We start from the raw sequence: 12,795 nt of genomic DNA, 5'->3' as shown, positions 1-12,795 counted from the left end.
CCCACCACCAGAAAGGCGAAGCCCATGACCGAACAGATCGTCGATCCCGCGCTCCTGCCCACCGGCGACGTCCCCGTCGTCACCCGCCACGGCGCCGAGAGCACCGACACCGCCCAGTCCGGCGACTGCATCCGCGTCTCCGGCGTCAGCGTCCAGCACACGCCTGCCACGAAGATCTGGTACGGCCAGGTGCGCAACAAGCCCGGCTACCGGTCGTTGCCGCACCACCACGGCGAGGCCGAGACCGGCGGCTACGTCCTTTCGGGCCACGGCCGGATCTACTACGGCGAGGGTTACGCCCAGTACACCGACATGACCGAGGGGGACTGGGTCTTCGTGCCGCCCTACATGCCCCACGTCGAGGCGAACATGTCCGTCACCGACGACCTCGTCTGGCTGACCTGCCGCACGCCGGAGAACATCGTCGTCAACCTCGACGATGTCGACGACGCCGCGCTCGAGGGGTACCGCCGCGCATGACCACCGTCGACGAGTTCACCAGCAACGTGGCCGATTCCGCACGCTTCCTCGACGCGGTGCGCCTCACCGAGGCCGACGACGCCCCCGCGGGGCACCGCGCGTTCACGGCCACTACCCAGTACGTCCCGTGGCCCAAGGCCTACGGCGGCGACCTCGTGGCGCAGGCGGTGGCCGCGGCGTGCGCCACGGTCGAGGGCAAGACCGTGCACTCGGCCCACAGCTACTTCCTCCGCCCGGCCGAGATCGGCGGCGACGTCCGCTACGAGGTCGAGATCCTCCGCGACGGGCGGGGATACGCCACCCGGCACGTACGCGGCCTGCAGGGCGGCAAGGTGATCTACACCTGCTACGCCTCCTTCGCCGCCGGAGCAGACGGGACCGAGGTGCCCGGTCCGCCGCTCGTCGGCGAGGTCACGACGACCGCTCTCGTGGGCGTTCCCGACCCGGAGAGCCTCCCGAGTTCGGCCGAGGCCCTCGCGGGCCGCGAGGGGGCCGACACCGACTACTGGTCGCACGGCCGCAGTTTCGAGATGCGGCATGTGCCCGACCCGATCTACCTCCCCGGCGACCGGGACCGCGTCCCGCGCCAGGCGGTGTGGATCAAGGCCTTCTCGGATCTTCCCGAGGAGCAGACGGTGCACGACATCGCGTTGGCCTACTGCTGCGACTACACGATCCTCGAGCCCTCGCTGCGGGCGCTGGGCGCGTCCTGGTCGGACGAGGGTCTGCGCACCGCCAGCCTCGACCACGCGATGTGGTTCCACCGCCCCGCGCGCCTGGACGACTGGGTGCTCTACTCGCAGGAGTCGGTCAACGTCGGCTCCTCCCGCGGCCTCAACACGGGCCGCTTCCACGACCGCAAGGGCACCCACCTGGCCACCGTGTGCCAGGAGGGGCTGCTCGCGCAGTGACGGAAGGCCGACGATGACCCTGTCGCCCAGCGCCCACGAGGACACCTTCGCCCGCGACCACCTGCCGCCGCCGGAGCAGTGGCCGACGCTCGAGTTCACGCTGCCCGAACTGCAGTACCCCGACCGGCTCAACGCCGCCGTGGCCCTCATCGACGAGGGCGCGCAGCGATTCGGGGCGCGGCCCGCGATCCGCACCCCCGAGGGCCTCGTCTGGACGTACGAGGATCTCCGCGCCGTGTCCGACCGGGTCGCGCAGGTCCTCATCGACGAGCTCGGCGTGCGGCCAGGCAACCGGGTCCTGCTCCGCGAGGGCAACACCCCGTGGCTCGTGGCCGCCTGGCTCGGCGCCCTCAAGGCCGGCGCCGTGCTCGTCACCACCATGCCGATGCTCCGCCCCACGGAGCTCGTGGACCTCCTGGAGCGGACCACCCCCGCCGTCTGCCTCAGCGGGGCGGCCGCAGCACCCGACCTCCGCGAGGCGCTGCAGCGCAGCGGATCCGGCGCCGCGCTGGTCCTCATCGGCGGCGACGACCCCGATCGGCTCGAGGCGCGCGCCGCGCGGCACGACGGTGCCTTCACGCCCGTGGCGACGGCCGCCGACGACGTCGCGCTGCTGTGCCCGACCTCGGGCAGCACCGGCCGGCCGAAGATCACCATGCACTTCCACCGCGACGTCCTGGCGAACGCCGACACCTTCGCGCGACACGTGCTCCGGCCGGCGCCGGACGACGTCTTCGCGGGATCGCCGCCGCTCGCCTTCACGTTCGGTCTCGGCGGGCTGGTCGTCTTCCCCCTGCGCTTCGGGGCGAGCAGCGTCCTCACCGAACGGGCCACACCGGTGCGGCTCGCGGAGGTGGTCGCCGAACACGGCGTGACGGTCCTGTTCACCGCCCCTACCGCGTACCGCGCGATCATCCGCAGCGGCGGCGCGGGCCTACTCCGCGGCGTCCGCGTCGGCGTCTCCGCCGGCGAACACCTGTCGGACGAGACCTTCGACCTGGTCCGCGACGAGTGCGGCCTCGAGCTGGTCAACGGCATCGGCTGCACCGAGCTGCTGCACGTCTTCCTCTCCACCGCACCCGGCCGCACCGTCGCCGGAGCACTCGGCCATCCCGTGCCCGGCTACCGCGCCACGGTGCTCGGCCCGGACGACGAGGAGGTCGGCCCGGGCGTCGCGGGGCGCCTCGCCGCCATCGGCCCCACGGGCTGCCGCTACCTCGACGATGCCCGGCAGCTCGGCTACGTGGTGGACGGCTGGAACGTCACGGGCGACACCGTCGTCCGCGACGCCGACGGCACGTTCCGCTTCCAGGCCCGGTCCGACTCGATGATCGTCTCCTCCGGCTACAACATCGGCGGCCCCGAGGTCGAGGCGGCGATCTGCGCCGACGACGCCGTCGTCGAGGCCGCCGTCGTCGGCCGGCCCGACACCGAGCGCGGCGCCGTCGTGTGCGCGTTCGTCGTGCTGCGCGACGGCGAGGATGGCGGCGCGGCGATGGTGCGGCGGATCCAGGACGGCGTGAAGGCCCGCCTCGCGCCCTACAAGTACCCGCGGGACGTCCGCTTCGTGGACGCCCTGCCCCGCAACCCCTCCGGCAAGCTCCAGCACTTCCGGCTCCGAGAACAACTGGCCCGCGAGGCCGACGCCGCGGTCCGCGGCTGACCCGCCCACCTGAGCACGAAGGACGACAGATGAAGATCGCAGTGATCGGCGGCGGCCCCGGCGGCCTCTACTTCTCCGCCTTGATGAAACAGCTCGACCCCGCCCACGAGATCACCCTGTTCGAGCGGAACCGCGCCGAGGACACCTTCGGCTTCGGCGTCGTGTTCTCCGACGAGACACTCGGCGGCATCGAGAACGCCGACCCGGTGATCTACGGGCAGATGGAATCGCTCTTCGCCCGGTGGACGGACATCGACGTGCACTACCGCGGTCGGTGGAACACCGTGGGCGGCCAGGGCTTCGCCGCGATGAACCGACACGACCTCCTCGCGCTGCTGCAGCGCCGCTGCCTCGACCTCGGGGTCGACGCGCGATTCGCGACGCCGGCCCCCGACGTCGAGGAGCTCATGGCGACGCACGACCTGGTGCTCGCCGCCGACGGGCTGAACTCCGCGGCGCGGTCGCGCTTCGCCGAGGGCTTCGAACCCGATCTGGATCGCCGCCGGTGCAAGTACATGTGGCTCGGTACCGACAAGGTCTTCGAGGCCTTCACCTTCATCGTGGAGGACACCGAGTGGGGCACGATGCAGATCCACGGTTACCCCTATTCGGACCAGGGCAGCACGTTCATCGTCGAGATGGCGGAGGACGTCTGGCGGCGCGCCGGCTTCGACGCGACTGAGGGCCGCGCCTTCGCGCCCGGCGAGAACGACGACGCCGCGATCGCCCGGATCGGGGAGATCTTCGCGCCCTACCTCGGCGGCAGTCGTATCCTCGCCAACAACTCGCAGTGGATCACGTTCACGACCGTCCGCAACACCAGCTGGGTGCACCGCAATCTGGTCCTGCTCGGCGACGCCGCACACACGGCGCACTTCTCCATCGGTTCCGGCACCAAGCTGGCGATGGAGGACGCGCTCTCGCTGGTCGCGTGCCTGCACGAGAACGGCGACCTGGGCACTGCGCTCAAGGTCTACGAGGAGGAGCGGCGGCCCGTCGTCGAGTCGACGCAGCGCGCGGCGCAGGCCTCGCTCGAGTGGTTCGAGACCATCGGCACCTACCGCGAGCAGGAGCAGGTGCAGTTCACCTTCAACCTGCTCACCCGCAGCCGCCGCATCACCTTCGACAACCTCCGCCTCCGCGACGCCGACTTCGCCGACCGAGTCGTGCGCTCCTTCGGAGCCGGAACCGGCGCCGGCCCGCAGACCCCGGCGATGTTCCACCCCGTGACGATCGGCGACCTGCGCCTGAAGAACCGGATCGTGGTCTCGCCCATGGACATGTACTCCGCCGTCGACGGCCTACCGAACGACTTCCACGTCATGCACCTCGGTTCGAAGGCGCTCGGCGGCGCCGGCCTGGTGATGACCGAGATGGTGTGCGTCTCCGCCGACGGCCGGATCACCCCCGGTTGCACGGGTCTGTACACGGACGAGCAGCGCGAGGCGTGGCGGCGGGTGGTCGACGCGGTCCACGCGTACTCCGGCGCGAAGATCGGCCTGCAGCTGGGCCATTCAGGGCGCAAGGGCTCGACCAAACTCATGTGGGAGGGCATCGACGACCCGCTGGACGACGGCAACTGGGAGGTCATGGCACCGTCGGCGCTGCCCTACGGGCCGAACAGCGCCGTACCCCGCGAGATGACCCGCGCCGACATGGATCGCGTCGTCCGGGAGTTCGCCGACGCCGCGCGCCGCGGCGCCGACGCCGGCTTCGACCTGCTCGAGTTCCACGCCGGCCACGGCTACCTGATCTCCTCGTTCCTCTCTCCGATCTCGAACACCCGCACCGACGAGTACGGCGGTTCCGTGGTGAACCGGCTCCGCTTCCCGCTGGAGGTCTTCGACGCCGTCCGCGCCGCCTGGCCCGCCGACCGGCCGATCTCCGTGCGGCTCTCGGCCACCGACTGGATCCCGGACGGCAACGACATCGACGAAGCCCTCGAGATCGCCCGCGCCTTCTGCGAGCACGGCGTGGACCTCGTCGACGTCTCCACCGGTCAGGTCGCCAAGCACGAGCGGCCCGCCTTCGGACGCAGCTACCAGACCCCGTACGCGGACCGCATCCGCAACGAGGTCGCCGGGCCCGCAGGGGTGAAGGTGGTCGCCGTGGGCGCGATCTCGTCGTACGACGACGTCAACTCGATCCTGCTCGCGGGCCGCGCGGACCTGTGCGCACTCGGCCGCGCCCACCTGTACGACCCGCAGTGGACTCTGCACGCCGCCGCGGACCAGGAGTACGCCGGACCGGGCGCCGAGTGGCCCGACCAGTTCCGGGCTGGCAACCGCAAGCCGCCGAGCGCCCGCACCGACGCCGTCCGGCCGCGGCTCGCGCTGCTCCGCGACGAGGAGCCAGAGCCGGCCGCACACGTGCGGTGGACCCCGTGATCCCCGCCGCGGTGACCCGCCGCGTCCTGCTCTGCTGCTGGCTCGCGATCCTCGCCGAGGGCTACGACGTCGGTGTCTTCGGCGCCGTGGTGCCGGGCCTGCTCGCCTACGAGCCCTGGTCGCTCAGCGCGGTCGAGATCGGCGGCCTCGCGGCCTGGTCGCTGGTCGGCATGCTGATCGGCGCCACCACGATCGGCGTGCTGGCCGACCGGGTCGGGCGCAAGAACATGTTGCTCGTCGCCGTGGCGCTGTGCGCACTGCCGCAACTCGGCGTCGCGCTGGCGCCGAGCCCCGAGGTCCTCGGACTGTTCCGATTCATCGGCGGCCTCGGCCTCGGCGGCGTCATCCCGATCGCCGCCGCGTACACCATCGAGTTCTCGCCGCCGGCCAAGAAGTCGATGAACTACGGGATCATGTACTCCGGCTACTCGCTGGGGATCATGCTCGCAGCGCTCGTCGCCGTGCTGTCCCTCGACGCCCTCGGCTGGCGCTGGGTGATGGGCCTCGGCTTCGGCGCCGTGATCCTGGTGCCGGTCCTCGCCGTCGCACTGCCGCCGTCGATCGAGCAGCTCGCGGCGAGCGGGCAGACCGATCGCGCCGCCGCCGAGGCCCGGCGACTGGGGATCGAGCCCTCACCCGGTGCGGTCGCCCAGGCGCCTCCGGCCGACGGAGAGTCGGAGGGCTTCCTCAGCGCCCTGCGCGTCGTCTTCTCTCCACGGTACCGCCTGGCCACCGCCTGTTTCTGGGTCGCCCTGTTCTGCGGTCTGCTGCTCGTCTACGGGCTCAACACCTGGCTGCCACAGATCATGCGCAAGGCCGGCTACGACCTCGGCTCGTCGCTGATGTTCCTGCTCGTCTTCTCGCTCGCCTCTGCGATCGGCGGGATCGTCGTCGGCGTGCTGGCGGACCGACGGGGCCAGAAGCCCGTCCTCGTGGTCTGCTACGCGGTGGGTGCGCTCGGGATCCTCGCCCTGATGTTCCGCGGACCGATGGTCGTGAACTACCTCCTGGTGGGCATCGCCGGCATCGGCTCGATCTCCACCTCGCTCGTGCTCACCGGCTGGGTGGCGCACTACTACCCGGCCCGCGTCCGCGCCGCCGCGACGGGGATGGCGCTGTCCTTCGCACGAGTCGGGGCCATCGTCGGTCCGATCGTCGGTGGCTTCATCGCGGGCGCGGGCTTCGGCTACCGCGCCAACTTCGTGTTCTTCGCAGTGGTCGGCGGTGTCGCCGCGCTCGCGGTGGCCGCGCTGCCGCTTCTGCGGGGCGAGCCCGACGAGGCCCCGGAGCCGGAGGAGAGAGTCACCGCCCGGACCTGACCCTCGCACGCGAGCGGCGGCGTCCCCGTGGGGGCGCCGCCGCTCGTCGATCTGGTGTCAGTCCGACGGTGCGGCGAAGGGCCGCCGCCAGACGTCGCGGTCCTGCAGGAGATCGATCTGCCGATCGATGACCTCGCGCCGGAACTCGGCGTGGTGCGGGGGAATCCGATCCAGGTACCGGTTCTTGGGATACAGGGGCTGCTCGTAGATGAGCTGAGCCATCTCGGTGCGGACGTCCTTGAGCCAGTTCGTCACCTGCGCCGACGCGCGGTGATGGCGCAGTGCCTCGATGTTGACGGTGCCCGAGACGAAGGTGGATCCGTTGCTGTCGAACTGCTTGCCGACGATCGCCCCCTTGTAGTCGACGATCATCGATCGTCCGCCGCCGGCGTCGATCGCGGGCTGCCCCGGTTCCATGCTGCCCCCGATGTTGGGCGCGACGACGTACATGTTGTTCTCGAGCGCCCGTGCACGGTTGGAGATCTCGAAGACGTCGTTCTCGGTGAACGGCGCGGGAAGAGAGGCGCGGTAGACCACCTCGGCACCGTTCAGCGCCAGCCCACGGCCGTTCTCGGGAAAGTTGCCCTCCATCGCCATCATGACGCCGAGCCGCCCGATCTCGGTGTCCGCGACCGGCCAGAAGGCGTCCAGGCTGCGGCCGTACTTCTCGATCCACCAGTCGAACAGGTCGTGCGGTGAGACCGAGCGCTCGACCGGGAGCAGAGCATTGAGCTTGTAATGCTGCAGGGCGATGTCGCCGTCCGGGGCGATGACGAAGCCGACGTTGAAGAACAGGTCGGGCCAATCCGGATGCCGGGCCTTGGCCTGGCCCATGACGAAGACGTTCCATCGTCGCGCCAGGTCTGCGAGCCGGTCGGTCTCGGGCCCCGGGATGTCGATGGCGCACGTGTGCGCGTAGTCGGTGTGGTCGGCGTCGTGGATCTCGTCGGTGAAGCCCTGCAGCGCGCCCTCGGGGACCGCGAGCAGGCGGACCGGGATGTCCAGATTGGACAACCAGAACGCGCCCGCGGCGAGGTGCTCGAGATGGTCGATGTTCGCGCCGATGTCCGCGCGCGTCGCGATCGGACGGAACACGGGGATAAGGCCGACGGCGTTGTACGGTTCGATCGGGCCGGTCGGGTCGCTCATGCAGTACCTCCGGTCAGGCCTGGACGAGGGCGAGGACGCGGGCGGGGGAGCCCGTGCCGCCGACGATCGGCAGCGGCGAGACCACGACCACCGCGCCCTGCGGCGGCAGCTGCGTCAGGTTCCGCAGGCTCGTGAGGCCGTACTTGTCGGCGCCGAGCAGGAAGTTGTGCGCGGGGAAGGGCGGCTCCAGCATCGCTGCGTTACCGGCGTCGATGCCCACTGTCTCGACGCCGAAGCCGGAGATCGGGACCTCCTCGGCGAGCCACTGCGCGCAGGCCGCGGAGACGCCGGGCGTGTGCGAGCCGCCCTCGTCGACATTGAGGAAGCGCTCGCGGTCCCCGCCGTACTGATCCCAGCCCGTGCGGAGCAGGAGCCACGCGCCCTCTGGGATCGCGCCGTGCTCGGCGATCCAGCCCTGAACGTCGGCGACGTCGAGCAGCCAGTCCGGATCGGCCGCGGCCCGGTCGGCGAAGTCCATCACGCACGCGGGCCCGACGAGGCGCGCCGGAGGCAACTGGCTCACGTCGGCACCGTCGCGGCCCGTGATCCAGTGGCACGGGGCGTCGACGTGGGTGCCGATGTGCTCGCCGGTGTGGATGTTGTTGTGCTGCCACGCCGGCGCGGTCGGCTCGAACGCCGCGACCCGCTCGAGGCTGAAGTCGATGAGGTTCACGAACGGCTCCGGCAGCCGGAGGGTCGGCGTGTCCGCCGAGAGCGGCGTGGTCAGGTCGAGTACCCGGATCCTGCCGCCCGCGAGGGCGGTGGCGAGTTCGGTGAGCATGGGTCCTCTTCTCCCCGGCACGGGCCGGCATCGGCTGAGCGGCCGCGCGGGCCGCACCGTCGGAACACGGCGGCTGCGCCCGACGGTAGGACGCGCCGCACCACCCGGCTATCCAGATCGCGACGGCCCGCTGTCCCGATCGGCGCGGGCCCACCGCGGGCCCTTCAACCCGTCCTGCGGCGAGGCTAGCGTGGGACGCATCACACAGCCCGTGATACGTGGAAGGCAGGTCGGGGCATGGCGGAACGCTCCTTTGCGAAAGAGGTCCTCAAGCTGCGCCAGGAGCCGGGGACCCGGTTCGAGGGCGAGGGCATCCTGGCGGTGACGAAGGCGCTGCTGCAGTCCGGCGTCGCGTACGTCGGCGGCTACCAGGGGGCGCCGATCAGCCACCTCATGGACGTCCTCGGCGACGCGCGCGAGATCCTCGACGAGTACGGCGTGTACTTCGAGAACAGCGCCTCGGAGGCGACCGCCGCGGCGATGCTCGCCGCCTCGGTGCACTACCCGTTGCGCGGCGCGATCACCTTCAAGTCGACGGTCGGCACCAACGTCGCGTCCGACGCCCTGGCGAACCTCGCGAGCGGCGGAGTCACCGGCGGAGCCCTCATCATCGTGGGTGAGGACTACGGCGAGGGCAGCTCGATCATGCAGGAGCGCTCCCACGCCTTCGCGATGAAATCGCAGATGTGGCTGCTGGATCCGCGACCCGACCACACGGCCATCGTGGACGCGGTGGAGCACGGCTTCGCGCTGTCGGAGGCGTCCAACACCCCGGTCATGCTGGAGCTGCGGCTGCGCTCGTGCCACCTGCACGGCACGTTCACCACCCGGGAGAACCGGCGGCCGCAGATGACCGTCGAGCAGGCGATGGAGAACCCGAAGCGCGATGTCAGCCGAGTCGTGCTGCCGCCCGCCAGCTTCCTGCACGAACAGGAGAAGATCGCTCACCGCTGGCCCGCCGCCGTGGAGTACATCCGTGAGCACGGGCTCAACGAGACGTTCGGGCCGTCGGACGGCAGGGTCGGCCTCATCGTGCAGGGCGGCCTGTACAACACGCTCAACCGCGCACTCGAACTCCTCGGCTGCTCGGACGCCTTCGGCGACACTGCGGTCCCGCTGTACGTCATGAACGTGACGTACCCCGTGATCGACGAGGAGATCGTCGAGTTCTGCGCCGACAAGGACGCGGTCCTCCTGCTCGAGGAGGGACAGCCCGACTACATCGAGCAGAATCTCAACGCGATCCTGCGACGCAACGGCCTCGACACCGCGCTGCACGGCAAGGACGTGCTGCCGAAGGCGGGGGAGTACACCCCGATCGCCGTGACGAGGGGCGTCGCCGAGTTCCTCGGCCGGTACGCGCCCGATCTCGTCACGGGCGACCCGGCGGTCCTGCTCCCGGCGGGCGACCCCCGCAGCCCGTTCACCGAGCGGGTCGACGGTCGCGCCGTGCAGCCGCGCCCGCCCGGCCTGTGCACCGGTTGCCCCGAGCGGCCCATCTTCTCCGCGCTCAAGCTCGCCGAACGCGAGACCGGCGTGGAGCACCACGTGAGCGCCGACATCGGCTGCCACCTGTTCGCCATCAATGAGCCCTTCAACCTGGGAGCCACGACGATGGGCTACGGCCTCGGCTCCGCCGGCGGAGCCGCACTGAGCAGCAAGGACGCCGGGCGGCGCGGCGTCGCCGTGATGGGCGACGGAGGCTTCTGGCACAACGGTCTCACCTCCGGCGTCGGCAACGCCGTCTTCAACGAGTCCGACCAGCTCCTCGTCGTCGTGGACAACGCCTACGCCGCCGCGACCGGCGGTCAGGACCTGCTCTCGTCCCGCGCGATCCTGCCCGACCGCAGCACCAACAACCCGATCGAGCGGGCCGTGCGCGGGGTCGGCGTGAAGTGGGCCAGGACCATGCCCGACACGTTCGACGTCGCGAAGATGCGCGACGTCTTCATCGACGCCCTCACCACCAAGAAGAAGGGCCCCAAGGTCATCGTCGCCCAGAGCGAGTGCCAGCTGAACAAGCAGCGCCGCGAGAAGCCGGAACGGGCCGCCGCGGTCAAGGCCGGAAAGCGCGTCGTCACCCAGCGGTTCGGCGTCGACCCGGAGACCTGCACCGGCGACCACGCATGCATGCGGATCTCGGGCTGCCCGTCGCTGACGATCGCGCCCAACCCCGACCCGATGCGCACCGATCCCGTCGCCGCGGTCACCGACACCTGCGTCGGCTGCGGGGTGTGCGGCAACAACGCCCACGCCGCGGCGCTGTGCCCGTCCTTCTACCGCACCGACGTCGTCACCAACCCCACTCGCGTCGACCGGATCCGCGACCGCGTGCGCGGCGCCGTGTCCGAGCGCCTCGGCCGCGGCCTCGAGGGACGCGCGGCCCGCTTCGAATCCACGGAGGCCTTCTCATGAGCTGGACCATCGGGCAGCGGCCCATCACCGTCGCGGTGCTCGCCATGGGCGGCGAGGGCGGCGGCGTCCTCGCCGACTGGATCGTCTCGCTCGGCGAGGACGAGGGCTGGACGGCGCAGAACACCTCCGTCGCCGGCGTCGCGCAGCGCACCGGCGCCACCGTGTACTACGCGGAGCTGTTCCCGCCGGACGTCGCGCACCGCAGCGGATCCGGGCGCGCCCGCGAGACCCCGATCCTCTCGCTCATGCCCACCCCCGGCGAGGTCGACGTGCTCATCGCGTCCGAGCTCATGGAGGCCGGCCGCGCGGTGCAGCGCGGCTTCGTCACCCCGGACCGGACGACCCTCATCACCTCCCTCAACCGCGTCTACTCGATACTCGAGAAGTCGACGCTCGACGACGGCCGAGTGGATTCGTCGGCCCTGCTCGACGGTGCCGTCGCCGCCGCGAAGACCCTCGTCTCCGGCGATTTCGCCACGCTCGCGCGGGACAACGGCAGCGTCATCAGTGCGTCCCTCTTCGGCGCCCTCGCGGGGAGCGGCGCCCTGCCCTTCCCGCGCGAGGACTTCGAGGAGGCGATCCGCAAGGGCGGCAAGGGCGTCGAGACCTCGCTCGCCGCCTTCGCCGCGGGCTACGAGCGCGCGCGGGAGAGCCTCGCGGAGGACGCCGCCCGTAGGACGGCCCCCGCGCCGGCCCCGTCCGGCGGCGGGCCCGTGCCGCTCACCCTGCAGGTGCGCCGGCCGAAGACGCCGGAGGAGCTCAAGGCCGACCGCGAGGCCGAGCGTAACGAGATCGCCGTCCGGGCCCCGGAATCCCTGGTCGGCCCGGCACTCGCCGAGCGTGCCCGCCGCGTCGCACGGTCCTTCCCGCCGGCGGCGGCGTCGATGCTCCTCCACGGTCTCGAACGCACCGCCGTCTACCAGGATCTCGCCTACGCGGACCGCTACCTCGACCGCGTCGCGCGGATCAGCGCGCTCGACCCCGACCACGAGGGGGAGGCCCGGCTCACCGTGGAGGCCGCCCGGCACATCGCACTGTGGATGAGCTACCAAGACACCGTGCACGTCGCGCTGCAGAAGGTACGGGGCCGCCGCATGGACCGCGTGCGCGCCGAGGTGCGGCCCGGCGACGAGCAGGTGATGCGGGTCCACGAGTACCTGCACCCGCAGGTCGACGAGATCACGGACACCCTGCCCACCGCACTCGGCCGCGCGCTCGAGCACAACCGCGCCTTCGCCAAGGCGGTCGACACCGTGTGCCACCGCGGCTTCATCATCAACACGACCTCGGTCTGGGGCTACACGACCCTCTCCACCCTCGCCCGGATGCGGCCCCTGCGACCCCGCTCCCTCCGGTTCGGCCGGGAGCAGGTCTTCATCGACACGTGGCTCGACACCGTGACGTCGGTGGGCCGCACCGATCCCGCGCTCGCGACCGAGGTGATCGTCGCCGCGCGGGTCCTCAAGGGCTACGGGCAGACCCACGCCCACGGCGTCGACAGCTTCGGCCTACTGATGGAGGGGCTCGAGCTGGTGCGCGGTCTGCCCGACGCCGCCGCGCGGATGCGTCGCCTGGTGGACGCCGCCGTCGCCGACGAGGACGGCGGAAAGCTCCGCGACGGACTGGCAGCCCTGCGCCGCACCGCGGCCTGAGGGGCGTCCCCCGGGGACACGAAGGAAGGGGCGAACCG

9 protein-coding genes are annotated in these 12,795 nt (G+C 71.3%); 7 read left to right on the top strand and 2 right to left on the bottom strand.

Translation table 11 applies throughout. The annotated features are described in order from the left end of the window. Positions 1-24: 24 nt before the first annotated feature. The 5 genes from BLW32_RS13430 to BLW32_RS13410 are packed head-to-tail and all read left to right on the top strand — an operon-like array spanning position 25 to position 6,760. Positions 25-480: a cupin domain-containing protein gene (locus tag BLW32_RS13430; protein ID WP_068525719.1), complete on the top strand. Its 456-nt coding sequence runs from the start codon at positions 25-27 to the stop codon at positions 478-480. Next, complete coding sequence (locus tag BLW32_RS13425) at positions 477-1,391, top strand: acyl-CoA thioesterase (RefSeq protein WP_068741856.1); 915 nt, start codon at positions 477-479, stop codon at positions 1,389-1,391. The genes BLW32_RS13430 and BLW32_RS13425 overlap by 4 nt, the downstream gene beginning before the upstream one ends. Before the next feature lie 13 nt (positions 1,392-1,404). After that, entirely contained in the window at positions 1,405-3,054 is a 1,650-nt protein-coding gene (locus tag BLW32_RS13420) for an AMP-binding protein (protein ID WP_068741857.1), read from the top strand. A 29-nt stretch (positions 3,055-3,083) separates the two neighbouring features. Beyond that, positions 3,084-5,441, top strand: a complete 2,358-nt coding sequence (locus tag BLW32_RS13415; RefSeq protein WP_068741858.1) for a bifunctional salicylyl-CoA 5-hydroxylase/oxidoreductase — start codon at positions 3,084-3,086, stop codon at positions 5,439-5,441. Beyond that, positions 5,438-6,760 (top strand): MFS transporter, encoded by a 1,323-nt coding sequence (locus tag BLW32_RS13410; RefSeq protein ID WP_197467606.1) that lies wholly within the window; start codon positions 5,438-5,440, stop codon positions 6,758-6,760. Before BLW32_RS13415 ends, BLW32_RS13410 begins: the two co-directional genes overlap by 4 nt. Positions 6,761-6,817: 57 nt before the next feature. Here the strand turns inward: BLW32_RS13410 and BLW32_RS13405 are convergent, their stop codons facing one another. Next, entirely contained in the window at positions 6,818-7,909 is a 1,092-nt protein-coding gene (locus BLW32_RS13405) for a nitrilase-related carbon-nitrogen hydrolase (RefSeq protein WP_068525714.1), read from the bottom strand. 13 nt (positions 7,910-7,922) lie between these two features. Further along, positions 7,923-8,690 carry a cyclase family protein gene (locus BLW32_RS13400; RefSeq protein ID WP_068741860.1) on the bottom strand — a complete coding sequence of 256 codons (768 nt, stop codon included), beginning with the start codon at positions 8,688-8,690 and terminating at the stop codon, positions 7,923-7,925. A gap of 237 nt (positions 8,691-8,927) precedes the next feature. Between BLW32_RS13400 and BLW32_RS13395 the strand changes: the two genes are divergently transcribed. Continuing rightward, the gene (locus BLW32_RS13395) at positions 8,928-11,105 is read left to right on the top strand and encodes a thiamine pyrophosphate-dependent enzyme (RefSeq protein WP_068525712.1); all 2,178 of its coding nucleotides are present in this window, start codon (positions 8,928-8,930) and stop codon (positions 11,103-11,105) included. After that, positions 11,102-12,757: an indolepyruvate oxidoreductase subunit beta family protein gene (locus BLW32_RS13390; protein ID WP_074850566.1), complete on the top strand. Its 1,656-nt coding sequence runs from the start codon at positions 11,102-11,104 to the stop codon at positions 12,755-12,757. Before BLW32_RS13395 ends, BLW32_RS13390 begins: the two co-directional genes overlap by 4 nt. Positions 12,758-12,795: the final 38 nt, after the last annotated feature.

Origin of the sequence: Tsukamurella tyrosinosolvens, assembly GCF_900104775.1 — a bacterium.
GTDB lineage: Bacteria > Actinomycetota > Actinomycetes > Mycobacteriales > Mycobacteriaceae > Tsukamurella > Tsukamurella tyrosinosolvens.
This window is presented reverse-complemented; position numbering and strand designations above follow the sequence as displayed.

Bases quoted from the DNA above. Each gene is read 5' to 3' on its own strand.
- BLW32_RS13430 (WP_068525719.1), top strand. From the start codon at position 25: ATGACCGAACAGATCGTCGATCCCGCGCTCCTGCCCACCGGCGACGTC.
- BLW32_RS13425 (WP_068741856.1), top strand. From the start codon at position 477: ATGACCACCGTCGACGAGTTCACCAGCAACGTGGCCGATTCCGCACGC.
- BLW32_RS13420 (WP_068741857.1), top strand. From the start codon at position 1,405: ATGACCCTGTCGCCCAGCGCCCACGAGGACACCTTCGCCCGCGACCAC.
- BLW32_RS13415 (WP_068741858.1), top strand. From the start codon at position 3,084: ATGAAGATCGCAGTGATCGGCGGCGGCCCCGGCGGCCTCTACTTCTCC.
- BLW32_RS13405 (WP_068525714.1), bottom strand. From the start codon at position 7,909: ATGAGCGACCCGACCGGCCCGATCGAACCGTACAACGCCGTCGGCCTT.
- BLW32_RS13400 (WP_068741860.1), bottom strand. From the start codon at position 8,690: ATGCTCACCGAACTCGCCACCGCCCTCGCGGGCGGCAGGATCCGGGTA.
- BLW32_RS13395 (WP_068525712.1), top strand. From the start codon at position 8,928: ATGGCGGAACGCTCCTTTGCGAAAGAGGTCCTCAAGCTGCGCCAGGAG.
- BLW32_RS13390 (WP_074850566.1), top strand. From the start codon at position 11,102: ATGAGCTGGACCATCGGGCAGCGGCCCATCACCGTCGCGGTGCTCGCC.